Origin of the sequence: Arthrobacter sp. UCD-GKA (assembly GCF_001863355.1) — a bacterium.
GTDB lineage: Bacteria > Actinomycetota > Actinomycetes > Actinomycetales > Micrococcaceae > Paeniglutamicibacter.
Genome location: NZ_MOLR01000002.1, coordinates 52287 through 70825, shown reverse-complemented (window position 1 = coordinate 70825; position 18539 = coordinate 52287). Strand labels below are relative to the sequence as shown.

The window sequence follows — 18539 nt, the reverse complement described above, 5'->3', positions numbered from 1 at the left end:
GGAGCCAAACGTGTCCACCAAAACCCACCGAAACGCCGGCGAAGGAAGCGCGCCCAGGCAGAGGCCAGACGGCCGCTGGATCGCCCAGCTACGAGTCGGCACCAAGATCGTCGACGGCCAGAAGGTCCGCCAACGCAAGACCGTCTACGGCGCAACGCGCTAGGAATGCGCCACCAATCTCAACCGAACTCAAGGCCCTGGACGAGGGTACGATCAACCGGGGCAAGATCAGCACACTCCAGCAATGGATGGAGCACTGGCTGGAGAAGATCGCCCCCAGGAAAGCCCGCCCGTCAACCATCGCGGCATACCGCTCGCTCATCAACACGTGGATCCTGCCGCACCTCGGTGCCGTGAAGCTGGACAAGCTCACGCCCGAGCACCTGGACGACCTCTACGACGAGATGCGCCTGGGTTACCTATCGGACACCACCATCCTGAAAGGCCACCGAGTCCTCTCCCGAGCACTCACCGTTGCCGTGCAACGCGGCAAACTCGGCAGCAACCCCTGCAGTCGAATGGATGAGCCCACCGCCGAGCGACTCGAGATCACCCCACTCACCACCGACGACGCCCGGGCGATACTGAACGCAGCAAAGGACGGGCCGCCAGCACTGGACGAAGGTCAGGTGGCCGGCAGGCCACACCACCAGATATTTAACGCTGCGCGCTGGACCGTCGCACAGTCCTGGGGCTACGCCAGGGAGAAGCCCCAGGACTGTGCTGGGACATGGTCGACCTCGAGGCCGGTAGCATCCGGGTCAGTCGCGGTTGGCTCCGAGTCGTGGATGGCAACCCCGCCCAGCTCGGCCCACTCAAGACCAAAGGCTCACGCCGGACCATCATGATTCCACCGACCCTCCTTACCGAACTCAAGAAGCACCGGCGCGAGCAAACCGTCATACGGCTCTAGGAAGGCCCCAATTGGATCGGCTACGAACAGGACGGGAAGGAATACGACCTGGTGTTCAGCGGCCGTGACAGAAGGCCTGTCGGGCATACCGCAGACACCCGCCGCTGGAAAGCACTCCTGGCCCAAGCTGACGTCCCCGACGCCCGACTCCACGATGCCCGGCACACCGCCGCAACCATGATGCTGATGCAAGGAGTCCCGGCCCGGGTGGTCATGGAAATCCTCGGGCATTCCACCGTCCTCCTGACCATGGAAACCTATTCCCACGTGGTGCCGGAGTTCGCCGCAGATGCCGCGGCGAAGATCGAGCGCGGACTCACCGGATAAATAAAAACAAGGTGACAGTCAGAGTGACAGTCAGAATCGAAATTCAGATGGACTTTGGCTTAAACGATAAAGGCCCCGATCCCTTATGAACTAAGGGATCGGGGCCGGTTGTGCCCGAGGTGGGACTCGAACCCACACACCTTTCGATACTGCATTTTGAGTGCAGCGCGTCTACCATTCCGCCACTCGGGCGGGCACATTTTGAAGCAGCGAGAATAAGCGTAACTGATGATTGCTTTGCGCAGAAATCCTCGCGTCCTTGCGGTTATCCACTGTACATGCAGATAGGCTTAACCGTAAAACCGAGAGTCGATGACAGCCCCGGTCACCCCGGGAATGAAGGAGCACCCATGAGCGATCTGCCCGAAGTAACACGAATTGATCCCGAGCCCGGCACCGGCGCACCCCGCCGCGTGATTGTTGCCGAGGATGAAACCCTGATCCGCCTCGACATCGTCGAGATCCTGCGCGGCGAGGGCTACGACGTGGTTGCCGAGGCGGACAACGGGGAAAAGGCCATCGAGCTGGCGCGTGAGCACAAGCCGGACCTGGTGCTGATGGACGTCAAGATGCCGGTTATGGACGGCATCACGGCGGCCGAGACCATCGTCAAGGAGCGCATCGCCCCCGTGGTCCTGCTGACCGCCTTCAGCCAGAAGGAATTGGTGGAACGCGCCCGCGAGGCCGGAGCCATGGCGTACGTCGTCAAGCCGTTCACCCCTGCGGACCTGGTGCCGGCCATCGAGATCGCCATCTCCCGCTACGAAGAAATCCGCGCGCTGGAGAAGGAGGTCGGCGACCTCACCGAGCAGTTCGCCACGCGCAAGCTCGTCGAGCGCGCCAAGAGCCTGCTGACCACCAAGATGGGCCTGACCGAACCAGAGGCGTTCCGCTGGATCCAGAAAACGTCCATGGACCGCCGCCTGTCCATGCGCGAAGTCGCCGAGACCGTCATCGACCAGGTCAAGTAGCCAAGCACCAGGATCGCCCTCGACGGGGCCGCAGAATCCCCTACACGGGAATTCCTCGGCCCCGTTTGCATTTTCCTGCTGCCACGGGCGCGTTGGCTCGATAGGATTCTTGGGACAGGCAATGCAGGGCAATCAACCGCGAGGAAAGGGCCACCGTGCCACATCCGGATTCACCGATGGGTGAGCAATTCGTACTCTCCGGAACCATCGACGGCCGCACGCAGCACGCGGTGGTGACCCAGATCGGTGCCGCATTGCGCAGGCTGGTGGTCGACGGGGTGGAACTTGTCCAGGACTACCCGCAAGACATGGCCGCGCCCTCCGCGGCCGGCGTCGTCCTGGTGCCCTGGCCCAACCGCATTGCCGGAGGAACCTGGAGCCACGACGGCATCGAGGAACATCTGGTGATCACCGAACCGGAGCGCAACAACGCCAGCCACGGCCTGCTGCGGCACAGCAGCTATCGGCAGGCAAACCGCACAAACCACAGCGTGGCCTTGGCGGGGGAGATTTCGCCCGCGCCCGGGTATCCCTTCGAACTGGCCACGTCCGTGCACTATGAATTGGTGGCGGACGGGTTGCAGGTCACCCACAGGCTGGAGAACCTCGGCACGTCCAAGGCCCCGGTGGCCGTGGGAGCCCATCCCTACCTGCGGGTCGGTGACACCCCGGTGGGCGAGCTGACACTGGTCATAGACGCCGCGCGGCACCTGGAAGTCGACGAGGCGATGATTCCCGTTGGGCAGCCGTTGCCGGTGGACGGCACGAACCTGGACTACCGGCACGGCAAGAAATTGGGCAACGTCTCCCTCGACAATGCGTGGACGGATCTCACGCGCGTGGCCGACGGCGGTTCACGGCACTACCTGGAGGCACCGGATGGAAACCGCGTGGAATTGCACATGGATCGGAACTACGGGTTCATTCAGGCCTACACCACGCAAACCTTCAAGGGCCCGGAAGGTCCGGTGCACGCGGTGGCCCTGGAACCGATGACCGCGGCGGCGAACGCCTTCAACAACGGAATGGGACTGCGTTGGCTGGCGCCGGGCGAGATCTGGGAATCCTCGTGGGGGATCAGGCATGTGGCCGCGGGCGGTTTCCGATGAACAATGGAAGCTCGGCAACGTACAACGCGTGGAAGGAAGCTGTGTCCCGATGAAAACCCAAGGTGTGGTCCTGAGTTTGGCGGTGAGGGATGCCGCGCGCTCCCTGGCCTTCTACCGCGACGTGGTGGGCATCGAAAACGCCACGCTCGCCATGGGCATGGTCTGCCTGGAACTGCCGGGAATGACGATCTTCCTGGCCGAGACCGAGGCCTTTACCAAGTATTCGCGCGAGGCCAAGCGCACGCCGCTGCTTCCGGTGCCCGCCACCGACGCCTTCCTCAGCTGCGCCATCGCCACCGAAAACGAGGTCGACGAAATACTCGCCGCGGTGGCCGACTCGGAGGGCAAGGGCTTTACGGCCCACCGCATACCGCACGTCAACGGACGCCTCCAATATGTCGGCACCTTCGCCGATCCGGACGGCCATCTCTGGCAGCTCGTCTGCAACCTCACCGACGCCGAAGGCCACACGCAGTAGGCCGGCCCGGTCCCTCGTTACTCTTCGAAGCGCGAGGGATCGCCCAGCCCCACCCGGGAGATCACTGCCTCGCCGCTGGAGTAGTCGATGACGGTGGTCGGCTCGGTCCCGCATTCGCCGGAATCGATGACGCCTTCGATCACGTTGTCCAGCGCCTCCTTGATTTCCCAGCCCTGGGTCATCGGATCCTCTTCGCCCGGAAGCAACAGCGTGCTGGAAAGGATGGGCTCCCCGAGCTCGTCAAGCAGCGCACGGACCACTGCATTGTCGGGGATGCGCACACCGATGGTCTTCTTCTTGGCCTGCATCAGCCGACGCGGGACTTCCTTGGTTGCCGGCAGGATGAAGGTGTAGCTGCCCGGGGTCACCGCCTTGATGTTGCGGAAGACCTTGTTGTTGACCTCCACGTACTGGCCCAACTGGGCGAAGTCCTTGCACACGAGCGTGAAGTGGTGCTTGTCGTCGACCTGGCGGATGGACCGGATCCGGTCCAGCGCCTCGCGGTTGCCGATCTGCGCGCCCAGGGCGTAGCAGGAATCTGTGGGGTAGGCGATCAGCCCGCCATTGCGTATCAGTTCCACGGCCTGGGCGATCGCGCGCGGCTGTGGGTTTTCGGGGTGAACATCAAAGAATCTAGCCATTGCACGAGCTTACGGCTCCGCGCCGGTTCGCGCACTCCCTTTACACGATTCCCACAGGTTCTCCCGGGGTCGGTGTGCTCTGGTCACGGGCCGGTTTCGGTGCGTAGACTCCAAGCCATGGTGACATCGGGGGAAGTCCCGCTTCCACGCAGGGTCATCGGCACCTATGCTCTCGGTTCGATGGGCACCGGCGGGTTTTCCACGCTCCCCGGGCTGGTGCTGATCTACTACATGACCGACACCCTGGGCATCGCTGCGCTGGGCGCTGGCCTGCTGCTGGGCGTGGCCAAGATCTGGGACGTGCTCATCGACCCGATCATCGGGATCCGCAGCGACCGCGACCTGGCCGCCACGGGTTCACGGCACCGCTTCATGGTCGCCGGTGGATCCCTGCTGCCGCTGTTCTTCATCCTCACCTTTGCCGTGCCGGCGGGCCTGGGCCAACTTGCGGCGGGGCTGTGGGTGTTGGTGGCATTCACCGCCACCGCCACGGCCTTCAGCCTCTTCCAGGTCCCGTACATGGCCCTGCCGGCCGAACTGACCGCCAGCTACGACCAGCGCACCCGACTGTTGTCCCTGCGCGTGCTCGTCCTGTCCCTGGCGATCCTGCTCTTCGGTGCCGGGGGACCGGCGCTGCGCACCCTGGGCGGGGAAAACCAATGGCTTGGATATTTCCTGATGTCCGTCGTGGCCGGAATCGTCATCGGAGCCAGTCTCCTGGCCAGCGCCCGGGTTGCCCCCAGGGGCGGAACCCGGGCCACGGTGCAACGAGCCCCGATACGCCAAGGCTATCTCCGGGGTCTGGCGGTGCTGCGGCGCAGCCAGCCGTTCCGCGCGCTGCTGCTGGCCTTCGCACTGCAGGGCCTGGCCACCGGAGGAATGCTTGCCGGGGCCCAATACGTCGCCACGTGGGTCCTGCACGACGAGGAAGCGGTGACGTTCCTGTTCATCGCCCTGATCGGCCCGGCACTGCTCTTTGCCCCGATCTGGCGGATGGTCGCCCGGCGGATCGGCAAGGAACGCAGCTTCCTGCTCTCCAGCGTCCTGTTCGGCCTCGCCGCCCTGGCCCTGGCCGGGATGCTCCTCAGGCCCGGAACCTGGGTGTACCTCCCGGTGGCGCTCGCCGGGGCCGGATATGCCGGGATGCAGTCGCTGCCCATGTCTATGCTGCCCGATGTCATTACCCACGATGCACTGGAACACGGGGAGGGCAACGCCGGGATCTTCGGCGGGGTGTGGACGGCGGGGGAAACCACCGGCATGGCCCTGGGCGCCGTGATCCTCACCGTCGTCCTGGCAGCCAGCGGATACGCCGAGTCCGTGGCGGGCGAAGCCACCACCCAGCAACCCTCGGCCATCACCGGAATCATCCTGGCCTTCAGCGTGCTCCCCGCCGTGGTCATTGCCCTGAGCCTGTGGGCGTTCCGCCGCTACCCGCTGCGCGAATCAAACTTCAACCAACCGCTCGGCACCACCGCGGAGTAAAGGGGAAAACCGGAGATGCCACAAGACGCACAAGCGATCCTGGACCAGCTCAGGTCCTGGCGCGCCCAGGACGCACCCACCCACGGGGGACACGTCATGTCCTACGTCTACGACTCGGGACTGGCCGAACTCGACGCACTCGCCGCACAGGCCATGGCCCTGGTGCAACCGGTCAACGGGCTTGACCCCACCATGTTCACCTCCGTGGCCCACATGGAACGCGACCTCATCACCTTCGCACGCGACCTGCTCGGCGGGGACCACACCGTGGTGGGAACCGCCACCAGCGGCGGGACCGAAAGCAGCCTGCTGGCAGTCAAGACCGCCCGGGCCAACCACCGCGGCAGCGCACAACCCAGGATCCTCGCGCCGGCCAGCGTCCACGCAGCCTTCCACAAGGCCGCCGAATACCTGGGCCTGTCCCTTGACCTGGTCCCCGTGGGCCGCAACGGCCAGGTCGAACCCGAGACGGTGATCGCCCGGATGGGCCAGGACACCGCCCTGGTCGTTCTCTCGGCACCGTCCTATCCGCACGGGGCCCTCGACCCGATCGAACCGGTTGCCGCCGCCGCCCTGGCCCGCGGCATCGACTGCCACGTCGACGCCTGCTTCGGCGGGTGGATCCTGCCGTTCTGGGACGGGCTGCCTCCCTGGGACCTGTCGGTTCCGGGGGTCACGAGCTTGGCCGCCGACCTCCACAAATACGGATACGCACCCAAGGGCATCTCGGTGTTGCTGACCAAGGGCGCGCAGCGCCAGCACGGCCAATACTTCGCCACCACCGATTGGCCGGGCTATCCGGTGGTGAATCCCACGTTGCTGGGTTCGAAGTCAGCCGCACCGCTGGCCGCGGCCTGGGCCATCACCAGGCACCTGGGCGTCGGCGGATATGCGGCGCTAGCCGAGTCCTGCAAGCGCTCCACCGCGGCATTGGCCGCCTGCATCAAGGGCATCGAGGGACTGGAAGTGCTGGGTTTCCCGGCCGGCCCGCTGCTGGCCGTGGCCCGGGACCCGGGTGCGGGCGAGCGATCGGGCATCGATCCGCACCTGTGGGCCGACCGGCTGGCCGCCTCCGGATGGCACCTGCAGCTGCAGCCGGGCTACCGGCAGCCCGACGGCAGCTGGCTGGCACGCACCACGCACCTGACCATCACCCCGGTCACCGAATCGGTGCTGCCCCAATTGTGCGCGGCGCTGGCCACCTGCGCCGACGAGGTCCGCGGCCTCGCGGGCGTGGACCCGCAACAGGTTCTCGCCGCATTGGGGCCGTCCGGCGCCGCGGGTGCGGAACCTGACGGGGGGCCGCGTGTGCTCTCCGCCATGGGTGTTTCCCCTGCGGATGGCTCGCTGCCCAAGGACATGGCTCCGCTGCTGGCCCTGGTCGAGGCCCTGCCGCGCGAGGCCTCCGGGAAGCTGCTCATCGAGCTTCTGGCCGGCCTGGTGGCACCGCTTGACCGGGATCCGGGCCCGAAACCCTGAGCCGGCGGGGATGCCGGTTCGAGGCGTGAAGTCGCTCACGTCGGTTCCGCGGCCCGCCCGTGCATGCCTATACACGGGCGGGGAAGGAGTATCGGCGTGCTGCCCGGGGAATTGACTAGCGCGGGGCAGGCCATATGATGAATCTGCGACTTAGGTGAACAGACCCCCAACATTGGGCAAACAATGCGGGAATTTTCGGAGTCACCCAGCGCGAACCGGCCCTCGCCCGCAATCCCAAGATTGGTTTATACATGGATCTGACGCTCATCGTCGTCCTGGTCATTGCACTTGCCTTGTTCTTTGATTTCACCAATGGCTTCCACGACACCGCCAACGCGATGGCTACGCCCATCGCGACCGGTGCCATCAAGCCGAAGGCCGCAGTCGCGCTAGCCGCGGTTCTTAACCTTGTTGGTGCATTCCTTTCAACCGAAGTCGCCAAGACCATTTCCGGAGGCATCATCAAGGAGGGCGGGGACACCGGCGTGCAAATTATGCCGGCGATGATCTTCGCGGGCCTGATGGGCGCCGTCGTCTGGAACATGCTCACCTGGCTGCTCGGCCTGCCTTCCAGCTCATCGCATGCCCTCTTCGGCGGACTGATCGGCGCCGCCATCGTGGGTGCCGGGTTCGGCGCCATCGACTACAGCGTGCTGATGTCCAAGGTCCTGCTGCCGGCACTGGTGGCACCGGTCATTGCCGGTACCTCCGCCTATCTGTGCACCAAGCTGGCCTACTCGGTCACCAAGCGCCAGTCCGGCCTCGCCTCCCCGAAGCGCGGCGGATTCCGCTACGGACAGATCTTCTCCTCCTCGCTCGTGGCCCTGGCCCACGGCACCAACGATGCGCAGAAGACCATGGGTGTCATCACGCTGACCCTGGTTGCCTCCGGGTTGCAGGATGCCGGAACCGGCCCGCACTTCTGGGTCATTGCCTCCTGTGCCCTGGCCATCGCACTGGGCACCTACATGGGTGGCTGGCGCATCATCCGCACCATGGGCTCGGGCCTGACCGACGTCAAGCCCGCCCAGGGCTTCGCCGCAGAAACCTCCACCGCCGCGGCCATCCTGGTCTCCTCGCACCTGGGCTTTGCACTGTCCACCACGCAAGTCGCCTCCGGGTCCGTGATCGGTTCCGGGCTGGGCCGCAAGGGCGCAGAAGTCCGCTGGGGGACGGCCGGGCGCATTGCCCTGGGCTGGCTCTTCACGCTCCCGGCCGCCGCGATCATCGGGGCCGCGGCCGCGGCACTCGCCCACCTGGGCAACGGCGGACTGGTCATCGTCAGCATCCTGGGACTCGGTGCCTTGCTCGTCATCTGGATCCTGTCCCGCCGCGAAATCGTGGGACACAACAACGCGATCAGCGACGTTGATGTCTCCGGTGCCGCAGTGAACATCCCCACCAAAAAGCAGCGTCGCAAGATGGAGCGCGCCAAGGCCAAGCAGGAGAGCAAGTAATGACCATTCAGTGGGATGAATTCCTGATCGTCGCCGTCACCACCTGGGTCGCCGCCCTGTTCATCGTCGGGGCATACTCCTTTGGCGTGCGCATGCTCGCCGTCGGTGAGGATGCCAAGCGTTCGGCCATGCCGGCCAAGCTCGCCGCCTACGGCTGCTTTGCCATGTGCGGCATTGTGGTCCTTTTCGGGATCATCCTGATCGTGCCCTCGCTGAGTGAAAAGATTCTCGGCGCCTAAGCCGCACGCCGGCCGAACCACCCTGCGCTTTCGCCCGCCCGGATCCAATGGATCCGGGCGGGCGAAAGCCGGTTAAGCACGGATTGCGGCCCTCGGGCCGCGAAACCCCCGTGCCGGATACCGGCGGCGGGGCCGTGCCCATGGATAGGATGGGCCCCATGACGCAATTCAGGTATTTCGTGGCGGCCTCGGCCGACGGCTACATTGCCGATGACAACGATCGACTCGACTGGCTCATGGAGTTTGACGGGTTCGAGGGGCAGGCGGAAAGCTACGCCGAATTCATGGGGCAGATCGGGGCCGTCGCCATGGGCGCCGACACCTACTCCTGGCTGCTTAACCAGGCGCTCGAGGAATGGCCCTACGCGGGGCTGCCGGTGTGGGTCTTCACGCACCGGGAACTTGCCGCGTTCCCCGGGGCCGATTTGACCTTCGTCCGCGGCGACGTGACCGAATGGGCCGGAGACGTGGCACGCAGCGCGAACGGCAAGGACGTCTGGGTCCTGGGGGGCGGCTCGCTGGCCGGCCAGTTCGTGGACGAGGGGCTGCTCGACGAGCTGCTGCTCTACGCCATGCCGGTGTTGCTCGGCGGCGGCCGTCCGCTGTTTGCCATGCGCGGGCACACCAAGCTGATCCCGACCCTCAGCCGTGAATATCCCGGGGGAGTGCGCGAGACCCGGTTCGACGTCGTCAAGGCACCGGGCCAGACCCGGGACTACTGATCTGGGATTCAGCGGCAGGGAAGCGGCCGGAAACGTTCGAGTGACTACTATGCCGTGGGTGGTGCCTTGAAGTGGCGGCGATCATCCGGGGGTACCTGGAAAACGATGCCATCGCCTACACCGAGCTGATCGACAGCAGGGTCGGCTCGGACCATCATGGAATGTGGGCCAATGCCGATGCCGGTTTGGTCGCATTTCCCGAGGGCCCCGGAAGCCAGGGCCCCCGGGTGCCATGAATCTGTGCGTGCACTGCGAATGCTTCCCACACGGCCACGCCTCAACCATGTGCCCGACCCCGCAGTCTTGGGCATTTTCTGGGACAGCAGACGCCACCATGAAGCGTTAGGCCGAGGCCCTCATCGCCGGCTCACCACTCATCGTCGGTAGGTCGTGGCGACATGAGCGGTTCGACGGTCCGGAATCGTTGCCGAATTGTGCTGTCACGTGCCTTGGAACCGGCTTAGCCTCGCGTGAAGGGGTTGAGAGTGGTTTGGGGGAAGGAAACGGGCCATGACTACGGGGAGTGCCGAGCTGGCGGCCAAGGTCCAGGAAAAGTTGGTCTTGCTGGCCGGGCAGATTCCCGAGGTGCCACCCGCGGAGCCAGCGCCGGCAACACCGGTGGCCAAGAGCGTGGCCGAACGCGCCCGAGAAAAGTACGACAAGCTCGTCTTGTGGATCGTTTCGGTCCTCACGGCGGTGGGTGCCCTGATCTTCGGCTCTTTGCCGTTTGTCGAGCTTCATGGCGTGGACTGGCGCATCGTGATGGCAAGCCTGCTGGTGGCCGGGACCGGAATGGGCATTGTGCTCTGGGCGGTCACCAAGGGGCAGGAGCCCATAGACGCCAGCCTTGGTGAACTGAAGCGTTCTTTGGATGACATCGACAACACTGACAACGTTACGGTTTCCCGCAAGCGGCAGCACAGTTGGTTTCATGCCCGGCAGAGATCTATGGCCGAACTCAATGGCATCCTGACCGGCAGCGAACACGAAGCCCACCTTGGCCCCGGGATGCGTGACATCGGGGTTCTGATCGAGACCATAGGCGACTTGAAGAAGGCCCTGCTCCATGCCACGGTAGGCTGGAATGTGGAAGAAGCCAACGTTCCTGACGCCGAAGGTGAATGTTGGCCAAAGTCGCTCATCGGCCGACAGGCTGCTTGGGAGAAGCAAAAATCCGAAATGCAGGCCATCGAATTGCGGCTCAAGGATTTTCCTGCTGTAAAGGATGCCACGAAATCCGGCGAAGCATCGGCCGAATATGCCGTACTGCGTGCCCAGTACTGCAAACTGGCCTCGGTTGCTCCGGAGGCCGACGTGCTGCGCGGAGCCGGCGCCCGGGCCGCGATCTCCGAAACCCTGCAGACCTATGAGAAGCATCGGACCCTGATTCTGCAGGAGGCGGCGGTCGCCCAGCTCCGCGGCACCTTCCGCTATGTGCGCGGCTGGATGCTGATCGGGGGCCTAATCACCTTGGTCGGGGGAACTTGTTATGCCTTCGCATTGGCGAATCCGGCGGTTGCCGATCCGCCGAACACCGCGGTAACAGTGCTGCTCACCGATGGAGAGGCGCCGTGGAAAATGCTGGCTTCCTGCCTGAGCGCCGAAAACAGCGGCCCGAAAGCGCTTGAGGCGCTGCTGTACTCAGCTCGCGACGCATCCGGTGCAGAGTCCGGGCGCTTCAGCGTCATCGTGACCGACCCCCGGTGCGCGGTCAGCGACAGGGGACGGATCATCGATGTGGCTCCTGGCGAGGGCAGCTATGACCTGGTGACGGGAGCGCCGTCGGCTCGACCTGGCGCCCCCTGACTCTCGAACAAGCCGAGAACGAGCCCCTAGGCCTCGAGCAGCATGTTGGTGATCCGCGAGGTACACAGGCGCCGGCCGGCCTCGTCGCTGATGACGATCTCATGGGTGGTGAGAGTCCGGCCCAGGTGGATCGGGGTGCAGACCCCGGTGACCAAGCCGGTGACCCCGGCCCGGTGGTGGGTTGCGGAAATGTCCACGCCCACGGGCTTCTTCGCGCCCTTGCCGTGCACCGCCGCGGCAAAGGACCCCAGCGTCTCGGCCAGCGCCACCGACGCCCCGCCGTGCAGGATCCCGGCCACCTGCTGGTTGCCCTCCACCGGCATCGTGGCCACCACGCGGTCGGCCGTGATCTCCGAGAAAACGATGCGCAGCTTCTCCACCAGCGAACCCACCCCGTGACTGGCCAGCATCGGCCACATCGCCTCGGGGACGCCGTGCGCGGCCAGCTGCCGGGCGTGCGGATTGCCCGCCGATGCGCCGTTGGAGGCAAAGGTGCCAGATGTCTCGACGGCCGGTGCGTTGTCTTCAGTGAAATTATTGCCCATGCCAACTAGGCTGGCACCTGTGAGCGAATCAACCAAACTTGTGGCAACCGATCCCCAGCGCCTGCTCGTCATCGACGGGCACTCCATGGCCTTCCGCGCCTTCTACGCATTGCCGGCGGAAAACTTTGCAACCGACACCGGGCAGCACACCAACGCGGTCCACGGCTTCGTGTCGATGCTGCTGACGATGATCCGGCAGCAGAAGCCCACCCACGTGGCGGTGGCCTTCGACCTGGACACCCCCACGTTCCGCTCACTGGAATACACCGAGTACAAGGCCGGGCGCAACAAGACCCCGGAAGAGTTCTACGGGCAGATCGACCTGATCCAAAAGGTCATGGAAGCCATGAACATCCCCACCATCACCATGGACGGTTTCGAGGCCGACGACATCATCGCGACCCTCGCCGCGAAGGGCGAGGCAGCGGGTCTGGACGTGCTGGTGGTCTCCGGGGACCGCGATGCCTTCCAGCTGATCACCCAGAAGACCCTGGTGCTCTACCCCAAGAAGGGGATCTCCGACATCCCGCCGATGGACGGGGACGCCGTCGAGGCCAAGTACTTCGTGCGCCCCGAGCAGTACTCGGACCTGGCCGCCCTGGTCGGCGAGACCGCCGACAACCTCCCGGGCGTGCCCGGGGTGGGACCCAAGACCGCCGCGAAGTGGATCAACCTCTACGGCGGGCTGCCCGGCATCCTGGAGAACATCGATGCCATCAAGGGCAAGGTCGGGGACTCGCTGCGCGAGAACGTGGACAACGTGACCCGCAACCGCCGCCTGAACCACCTCTTGCGCGACCTCGAGCTGCCGGTGGGCATCGATGCCATGGAACTGGAGCGCCCGAACCGCGAGGCAATCGAGGAACTCTTCGACGCCTTGCAGTTCAACACCCTGCGCAAGCGCCTCTTCGACCTCTTCGGAGACGAGCCGCAGGACGCCGTCGAGGCAGCGGTGATCCCGGTGCACGAGGTGCTCGGCGACGCCGCGGCGCTGCAGGGCTGGTTCGGCGCCCACGGCGCACAGCTGCTGGGACTGCATGCCGCCACCGCGCCCGCTTCCGGCGGTGCCGGCGTTCTCGGCGTGGCCTTCGCCTCCAACGACGCCACCGCCTTCGTCTCCCTTCAGGACATCGACGCCGAGACCCGGCAGGCGCTGGCCAAGGTGCTTTCCTCGACGAGCTATGCCAAGGCCGTCCACGATTTCAAGGGCACCTACAAGCTGCTGCTGGAGCACGGGCTGGAGCTGGCCGGGGTCGTCGATGACACCATGATCACCGCGTACCTGATCCAGCCGGACCGCCGCAGCCACGAGTTGCCCGACATCGCCGCCCAGCACCTGCGCATCCCGCTGGAGGAACCCAAGGCCCCGGCCGACGGGCAGCTGGCCTTCGACCTCGAAGGCCCGGACCATGCCACCCCGGCGGTGCGCGCAGCCCACGTGGTGCGCCAGCTGTCCCAGCACCTGGCCGGGATGCTCGTGGAGCGCGGGGGAGAGACCCTGCTCAAGGAGCTGGAAATGCCGCTCTCGCTGGTGCTGGCGCACATGGAGATGGCCGGCATCGCCATCGACACCGCCAAGCTCGACGAGCTCTACGACGGGTTCACCGCCGGCATCAACCAGGCCACCGACCAGGCCTACGAGGCCATCGGCCACGAGGTCAACCTCTCCAGCCCCAAGCAGCTGCAGGTGGTCCTCTTCGAGGAACTGGACCTGCCGCGGACCAAGAAGATCAAGACCGGCTTCACCACCGACGCCGAGTCGCTGCAGGACCTGCTGGAGAACACCGGGCACCCGTTCCTGAAGGCGCTGATGGCGCACCGGGACGCGAACAAGCTGCGCCAGACCGTCGAGGGCCTGCGCAAGGCCGTGGCCCCCGAGGGCCGCATCCACACCACCTACGCGCAGACCGTCGCGGCCACGGGACGCTTGTCCTCGCTGAACCCGAACCTGCAGAACATCCCGGTGCGCTCCGAGGCAGGCCGGCGCATCCGCGAGGTCTTCGTCGTCGGCGAGGGCTACGAGACGCTGCTGACCGCGGACTACTCGCAGATCGAGATGCGCGTCATGGCGCACCTCTCCGAGGACGAGGGATTGATCCAGGCCTACAAGGACGGCGAGGACCTGCACCGCTTTGTCGGCTCGCACGTGTTCAACGTCGAGCCCGAGGATGTCACCAACGAGATGCGCTCCAAGGTCAAGGCCATGAGCTACGGCCTGGCCTACGGGCTGAGCTCCTTCGGCCTGTCCAAGCAGCTGCGGATCTCCGTCGACGAGGCCCGCACGCTGATGAAGGACTACTTCTCCCGCTTCGGCGCGGTCCGCGACTACCTGCGCGACGTCGTCACCAAGGCCCGCGTGGACGGCTACACCGAGACCATCTTCGGACGGCGCCGCTACCTTCCGGAGCTGGCCAGCGACAACCGCCAGCTGCGCGACATCGCCGAGCGGGCCGCGCTGAACGCCCCGATCCAGGGTTCGGCCGCCGACATCATCAAGCGCGCGATGCTCGGGGTCGAGGAAGGCCTGACGGAGGCCGGCCTGAAGTCGCGGATGCTGCTGCAGGTCCATGACGAATTGGTCCTCGAGGTCGCCGCTGGCGAGCTTGGGGCCGTCGAGGCACTGGTGCGCGAGAAGATGGGCGCGGCCGCGGATTTGTTGGTCCCGCTCGATGTGCACGTGGGCATCGGCACCTCCTGGCAGGACGCCGGGCACTGATGCTTGGCGGGCACCTGCGCCTCGGAAACGTCGCGGTGGAACGCGGCGCCGACACCGGCGTCGCGTCCCCGGGCTATGCCGCCTGGGTGAACGCGGTGTGGGAGGGGTTCTACCACTACAAGCCCGCCACCGCCGAGCAGCTCGAGCAGATGCTGCAATCCCACCAGGTCGACGAGCGGGTGCTCACCGCGGTCTGGGACGATTCGCGCCCCCGGGACCTGGTTGACCCGCTGGTGCCGGTGGCCACCTACGGCACGTTCGCCAAGACGCTGAACCTCGGGGCCGCGGTGGTCCCGGCGCACCTGGTCACCGCGGTCACGGTGCGGCCCACCCACCGGCGCCGCGGCATCCTGCGCGAGCTGATGTCCGCGGACCTGGCCCGCGCCAAGGACGCCGGGTACCCGGTGGCCGCGCTGACCGCCTCCGAGGCGACCATCTACGGGCGCTTCGGCTTCGGCCGGGTGACCGAGACCCAGGTGCTGCACCTGGATGTGCGCGGGGACGTGCGCTTCCACGCGGCGGCGACCGGGTCCATGGTGCAGCTTGCACCGGAGAAGCTGGCACCGATCGCCCCGGCGGTCTTCGAGCGTTTCCACGCCGCCCGCCGCGGTTCGGTGGGACGCCAGGAGGCCTACCTGCGCCACGCCACCGGCGCCTGGGGCGAGGAGGGCCCGGAACCGGAACCCCAGCTGCGCGCCGCGGTGTACCTGGACGGGACCGGGGACATCCAGGGGTACGTGACTTACGTCTTCGGCGGCTGGGACCCCAAGCCGATCACGCTCAAGGTCCGCGACCTGGTCGCAGCCACCGAGGTGGCCCGGCGCGAGATCTTCCGCTTCCTGGCCAGCTTCGACCTCATCGAATCGGTTTCCTGCCCCTTTGCCGCGGCGAACGACCCGCTGCCCTGGGCCTTGGAAGACCCGGCCCGCGTGCGCTTCAGCGAACGCGGGCACGGGCTGTGGGTGCGGGTGCTGGATGTGCCCGCGGCCTTCGAGGCCAGGGAATACCGCGGCACCGGTTCCTTCACGCTTGCGGTCACCGACCCGATGGGCCTGGCCGCCGGACGCTACGGCTTTGACATACGCGAGGGACGGGCCAGCGTCTCGACGCTGGCCGAGGCGTCCCCGGCGGATGCCACGTGCGGCGTCGTTGCCCTGGCACCGCTGCTGCTGGGCTCCGTCGGCACCGCCGAGCTCGTCGCCGCCGGATTGCTGGAACCGGCCTCGCCCGCCCGGACGGGCGAGCTGGCCGCGTCGCTGGACATCCCCGGCGTGCCGCACGCCATCAACGGGTTCTAGGCCCATACCGGCAGCGGCACCCACCCACCCGATCCCCATCCAGAGAGCACCCCACGACCATGAGTGAAGACACCACGATTCGCATTGAACGGTTCGAACCCGAGCTCATCGACGGTGTCCCTTCCGTGGCCACCGTGGAATTCCTCACGGCCATCAGCCGCGGCTTCCACGAGGCCGCGCTGGAGCCCGAGGAACTAAAGATCCTCGCCGGGCTCGAGGCCAACGACAACACCACCTTCACCGCCGTCTACGACGAGTCGGCGGTGCAGCCCTCGCTGCACGCCGAGGCCCCGGTGGCCACCTATGCCTCGTTCCCCGGGACGCTGAACATCGGGGGAGGGAACCTGATGCCGGTGCACCAGATCACCTCGGTCACCGTGAGCCCCACCCACCGCCGCCGCGGCCTGCTGCGCCGGCTGATCACCGAGGACCTGGCCGGCGCCCGCGAGGCCGGGATGGTGTTCGCCGCATTGACCGCCTCGGAGGCGACCATCTACGGGCGCTTCGGGTTCGGCCGGGCCACCCAGCGGGCACGCTTCGCGCTCAAGACCCACCGCGGGGCGGACCTGCGCGTGGAGCACGAGGGCACCGTGGTGGCCATTGCCCCCGGGGAACTGAAGAACTACGCCCCGGGCATCTTTGCCGCCGCCCACGCCCACACGCTCGGCTCGATCAGTGCCACGCAATTCGACGTGGGCCAGGCAGCCGGGCTGTGGGAGGACTACGACTCGCTCAAGCCGGTGAAGAACCTGCGCGCCGCCCTGCACCTGGATGCCCAGGGCAGGCCCGACGGGTTCATGAGCTACCTGTTCTCCGGGTGGAAGACCGCCCCGCCCACCATGGAAATCGGCCAGATGTGCACCGCCACCGGTGCCGCCCGCCGCGAACTGGTCGCGTACCTCGGCGCCCACGACCTGGTGGAAAAGATCACCGGGCGCGGACCGGTCGACGACGTGTTGCCCACCGCCCTGGAAAACGCGCGCGCCTACAAGGCCACCTCCCTGGGGGACCACCTCTGGCTGCGCATCCTTGACCTGGAGACCGCGCTGTCCGCGCGCAGCTACGGGCGCGACGGGCACATCCGGCTGCGCGTGCACGACGCCCTGGGGTTCGCCGACGGCATCTGGGACCTGGTGGTCCAGGACTCCGCCGCCGGGGTCCGCCGGGCACCGGAAGGGGCCGTGCCCGAGGCCAGCCTGGATGTCCGCGACCTGGCCTCGCTCTACCTGGGCGGCTTCAGCGCCACGCACCTGGCCGCCTCCGGGGTGCTGAAGGTCCACTCGCCCGAAGCGCTGGGCACGCTCAACGCCCTGTTCGCCACCGAAACCATTCCCTACTGCCAGGCGGATTTCTAGCTCAATGCCCACACCATTTCCCGGCTCCCCGACGGGGCGCCGCACGCTGCTCGCTGCCCTGCTCGGGACCGGTGCCACCCTGCTGGCCTCCTGCGCCGCGGATCCACTGTCCCCGACGGGCCCCCCGCCAACCGCCGCCACGGCGCCGTTGCCCACGGCACCGGCACCGTCGCCGCCTGCCGCGGCAGCCGCCCCGGCCAGAGCGGTGCCCAGCCGCAGCGCGGTTCTCTCCGCCTACGCGTCGAGGCCCTCCGGCGCGTTCGGGCTGGAGATCAAGGGCATCGAGCTGGGCCTGCCGGCCTCGGCGCGCGGAGCCGCGCTGACCTTCGACGCCTGCGGGGGACCGAACGGCGAAGGCTACGACGTGGCGCTGGTCAAGGTGCTGCGCAAGCACCGGGCGCCGGCCACGCTGTTCATCAACCAGCGGTGGGCGGCGGCCAACGAGGGGTTGGTCCGGGAGCTGGCCGCCGACCCGCTCTTCGAGATCGCCAACCACGGCACCACCCACGCGCCGCTGGCCAGCCGGGGGCAGGCGGCCTACGGCATCCCGGGCACCGCCAGCATTGCGGCCGCCTACGACGAGATCATGGACAACCAGCGCTACCTGGCCGACACCTTCGGGATCCAGGCGAAGTTCTTCCGTTCCGGGACCGCGTACCAGGACGAGCTCGGTGCCGCGCTGTGCCGCGAGCTGGGCCTGGTCCCGATGAATTTCACCGTCAACCTCGACGCCGGCGCGACGTTCCGGGCCGCGAGCGTGGCGGCGCAAACCAGGGCGCTGCGTGCGGGGGACGTGGGGATCGGGCACTTCAACCGCCCGGCCTCGGAAACCGCCCGCGGCATGGCCGAGGCGCTGCCCGGGCTGCTCGAATCACTGGCAGCCCGGAAACTGGCCCTGCTCACGCTGTCCGAGGCCTTCGGGGCCCGAACCGGTGCCCCGTCGGCTTGACAACTTGCAGGTTTGCCGTTTTGACCCGGCAGGGTGCAGGGGAATAGAC

19 protein-coding genes and 1 tRNA gene are annotated in these 18539 nt (G+C 66.8%); 17 read left to right on the top strand and 3 right to left on the bottom strand.

Annotated features, from left to right (window positions below; genetic code table 11):
* Positions 1-10 precede the first annotated feature (10 nt).
* The 3 genes from BLJ79_RS23245 (at position 11) to BLJ79_RS22250 (ending at position 1240) form a co-directional block, all read left to right on the top strand.
* Positions 11-163: a hypothetical protein gene (locus tag BLJ79_RS23245; protein WP_175475379.1), complete on the top strand. Its 153-nt coding sequence runs from the start codon at positions 11-13 to the stop codon at positions 161-163.
* 13 nt (positions 164-176) lie between these two features.
* Complete coding sequence (locus BLJ79_RS03520; RefSeq protein WP_353615466.1) at positions 177-848, top strand: site-specific integrase; 672 nt, start codon at positions 177-179, stop codon at positions 846-848.
* Between the two features lie 80 nt (positions 849-928).
* A complete protein-coding gene (locus BLJ79_RS22250; protein WP_083410982.1) occupies positions 929-1240 on the top strand; it encodes a tyrosine-type recombinase/integrase in 312 nt (103 codons plus the stop codon).
* A 111-nt stretch (positions 1241-1351) separates the two neighbouring features.
* On the opposite strand, the gene BLJ79_RS03510 is transcribed toward BLJ79_RS22250, so the two are convergent.
* Positions 1352-1432, bottom strand: a tRNA-Leu gene (locus BLJ79_RS03510).
* 158 nt (positions 1433-1590) lie between these two features.
* Between BLJ79_RS03510 and BLJ79_RS03505 the strand changes: the two genes are divergently transcribed.
* The 3 genes from BLJ79_RS03505 (at position 1591) to BLJ79_RS03495 (ending at position 3798) form a co-directional block, all read left to right on the top strand.
* Entirely contained in the window at positions 1591-2211 is a 621-nt protein-coding gene (locus BLJ79_RS03505; RefSeq protein WP_071213314.1) for an ANTAR domain-containing response regulator, read from the top strand.
* 176 nt (positions 2212-2387) lie between these two features.
* Positions 2388-3320, top strand: coding sequence for an aldose 1-epimerase family protein (locus BLJ79_RS03500; RefSeq protein ID WP_071213313.1), 933 nt, complete (start codon positions 2388-2390; stop codon positions 3318-3320).
* Between the two features lie 49 nt (positions 3321-3369).
* Entirely contained in the window at positions 3370-3798 is a 429-nt protein-coding gene (locus tag BLJ79_RS03495; protein ID WP_071213312.1) for a VOC family protein, read from the top strand.
* 17 nt (positions 3799-3815) lie between these two features.
* On the opposite strand, the gene BLJ79_RS03490 is transcribed toward BLJ79_RS03495, so the two are convergent.
* Positions 3816-4439 (bottom strand): L-threonylcarbamoyladenylate synthase, encoded by a 624-nt coding sequence (locus BLJ79_RS03490; RefSeq protein WP_071213311.1) that lies wholly within the window; start codon positions 4437-4439, stop codon positions 3816-3818.
* Between the two features lie 117 nt (positions 4440-4556).
* Between BLJ79_RS03490 and BLJ79_RS03485 the strand changes: the two genes are divergently transcribed.
* The 7 genes from BLJ79_RS03485 (at position 4557) to BLJ79_RS03460 (ending at position 11627) form a co-directional block, all read left to right on the top strand.
* Positions 4557-5924, top strand: coding sequence for an MFS transporter (locus BLJ79_RS03485; protein WP_139194699.1), 1368 nt, complete (start codon positions 4557-4559; stop codon positions 5922-5924).
* Between the two features lie 15 nt (positions 5925-5939).
* Positions 5940-7403, top strand: a complete 1464-nt coding sequence (locus BLJ79_RS03480; protein WP_071213310.1) for a pyridoxal phosphate-dependent decarboxylase family protein — start codon at positions 5940-5942, stop codon at positions 7401-7403.
* 251 nt (positions 7404-7654) lie between these two features.
* On the top strand, positions 7655-8860 hold the full coding sequence (locus BLJ79_RS03475) for an inorganic phosphate transporter (RefSeq protein WP_071213309.1): 1206 nt from the start codon (positions 7655-7657) through the stop codon (positions 8858-8860).
* Positions 8860-9099 carry a hypothetical protein gene (locus tag BLJ79_RS03470; RefSeq protein ID WP_083410980.1) on the top strand — a complete coding sequence of 80 codons (240 nt, stop codon included), beginning with the start codon at positions 8860-8862 and terminating at the stop codon, positions 9097-9099. The genes BLJ79_RS03475 and BLJ79_RS03470 overlap by 1 nt, the downstream gene beginning before the upstream one ends.
* Before the next feature lie 158 nt (positions 9100-9257).
* A complete protein-coding gene (locus tag BLJ79_RS03465) occupies positions 9258-9821 on the top strand; it encodes a dihydrofolate reductase family protein (RefSeq protein WP_071213589.1) in 564 nt (187 codons plus the stop codon).
* 71 nt (positions 9822-9892) lie between these two features.
* Complete coding sequence (locus BLJ79_RS23240) at positions 9893-10057, top strand: hypothetical protein (RefSeq protein WP_175475377.1); 165 nt, start codon at positions 9893-9895, stop codon at positions 10055-10057.
* A 274-nt stretch (positions 10058-10331) separates the two neighbouring features.
* A complete protein-coding gene (locus BLJ79_RS03460; RefSeq protein ID WP_071213308.1) occupies positions 10332-11627 on the top strand; it encodes a hypothetical protein in 1296 nt (431 codons plus the stop codon).
* Positions 11628-11653: 26 nt separating this feature from the next.
* Here BLJ79_RS03460 and BLJ79_RS03455 read toward each other — a convergent pair whose 3' ends face one another.
* Positions 11654-12172, bottom strand: coding sequence for a hotdog fold thioesterase (locus BLJ79_RS03455; protein ID WP_286135254.1), 519 nt, complete (start codon positions 12170-12172; stop codon positions 11654-11656).
* Between the two features lie 85 nt (positions 12173-12257).
* On the opposite strand from BLJ79_RS03455, the gene polA reads away from it, so the two are divergent.
* The 4 genes from polA to BLJ79_RS03435 are packed head-to-tail and all read left to right on the top strand — an operon-like array spanning position 12258 to position 18490.
* On the top strand, positions 12258-14888 hold the full coding sequence (polA, locus tag BLJ79_RS03450) for a DNA polymerase I (RefSeq protein ID WP_071213306.1): 2631 nt from the start codon (positions 12258-12260) through the stop codon (positions 14886-14888).
* Positions 14888-16186 (top strand): GNAT family N-acetyltransferase, encoded by a 1299-nt coding sequence (locus tag BLJ79_RS03445; protein ID WP_071213305.1) that lies wholly within the window; start codon positions 14888-14890, stop codon positions 16184-16186. The genes polA and BLJ79_RS03445 overlap by 1 nt, the downstream gene beginning before the upstream one ends.
* A gap of 59 nt (positions 16187-16245) precedes the next feature.
* Positions 16246-17541 (top strand): GNAT family N-acetyltransferase, encoded by a 1296-nt coding sequence (locus BLJ79_RS03440; protein ID WP_071213304.1) that lies wholly within the window; start codon positions 16246-16248, stop codon positions 17539-17541.
* Between the two features lie 4 nt (positions 17542-17545).
* Positions 17546-18490 carry a polysaccharide deacetylase family protein gene (locus BLJ79_RS03435; protein WP_071213303.1) on the top strand — a complete coding sequence of 315 codons (945 nt, stop codon included), beginning with the start codon at positions 17546-17548 and terminating at the stop codon, positions 18488-18490.
* The last annotated feature ends 49 nt before the right edge of the window (positions 18491-18539 follow it).

What these genes read in the sequence shown, in the direction of transcription:
- BLJ79_RS03505 (WP_071213314.1), top strand. Translation starts at nt 1,591, where the DNA reads ATGAGCGATCTGCCCGAAGTAACACGAATTGATCCCGAGCCCGGCACC.
- BLJ79_RS03500 (WP_071213313.1), top strand. Translation starts at nt 2,388, where the DNA reads ATGGGTGAGCAATTCGTACTCTCCGGAACCATCGACGGCCGCACGCAG.
- BLJ79_RS03495 (WP_071213312.1), top strand. Translation starts at nt 3,370, where the DNA reads ATGAAAACCCAAGGTGTGGTCCTGAGTTTGGCGGTGAGGGATGCCGCG.
- BLJ79_RS03490 (WP_071213311.1), bottom strand. Translation starts at nt 4,439, where the DNA reads ATGGCTAGATTCTTTGATGTTCACCCCGAAAACCCACAGCCGCGCGCG.
- BLJ79_RS03485 (WP_139194699.1), top strand. Translation starts at nt 4,557, where the DNA reads ATGGTGACATCGGGGGAAGTCCCGCTTCCACGCAGGGTCATCGGCACC.
- BLJ79_RS03480 (WP_071213310.1), top strand. Translation starts at nt 5,940, where the DNA reads ATGCCACAAGACGCACAAGCGATCCTGGACCAGCTCAGGTCCTGGCGC.
- BLJ79_RS03475 (WP_071213309.1), top strand. Translation starts at nt 7,655, where the DNA reads ATGGATCTGACGCTCATCGTCGTCCTGGTCATTGCACTTGCCTTGTTC.
- BLJ79_RS03470 (WP_083410980.1), top strand. Translation starts at nt 8,860, where the DNA reads ATGACCATTCAGTGGGATGAATTCCTGATCGTCGCCGTCACCACCTGG.
- BLJ79_RS03465 (WP_071213589.1), top strand. Translation starts at nt 9,258, where the DNA reads ATGACGCAATTCAGGTATTTCGTGGCGGCCTCGGCCGACGGCTACATT.
- BLJ79_RS03460 (WP_071213308.1), top strand. Translation starts at nt 10,332, where the DNA reads ATGACTACGGGGAGTGCCGAGCTGGCGGCCAAGGTCCAGGAAAAGTTG.
- BLJ79_RS03455 (WP_286135254.1), bottom strand. Translation starts at nt 12,172, where the DNA reads ATGGGCAATAATTTCACTGAAGACAACGCACCGGCCGTCGAGACATCT.
- polA (WP_071213306.1), top strand. Translation starts at nt 12,258, where the DNA reads ATGGCCTTCCGCGCCTTCTACGCATTGCCGGCGGAAAACTTTGCAACC.
- BLJ79_RS03445 (WP_071213305.1), top strand. Translation starts at nt 14,888, where the DNA reads ATGCTTGGCGGGCACCTGCGCCTCGGAAACGTCGCGGTGGAACGCGGC.
- BLJ79_RS03440 (WP_071213304.1), top strand. Translation starts at nt 16,246, where the DNA reads ATGAGTGAAGACACCACGATTCGCATTGAACGGTTCGAACCCGAGCTC.
- BLJ79_RS03435 (WP_071213303.1), top strand. Translation starts at nt 17,546, where the DNA reads ATGCCCACACCATTTCCCGGCTCCCCGACGGGGCGCCGCACGCTGCTC.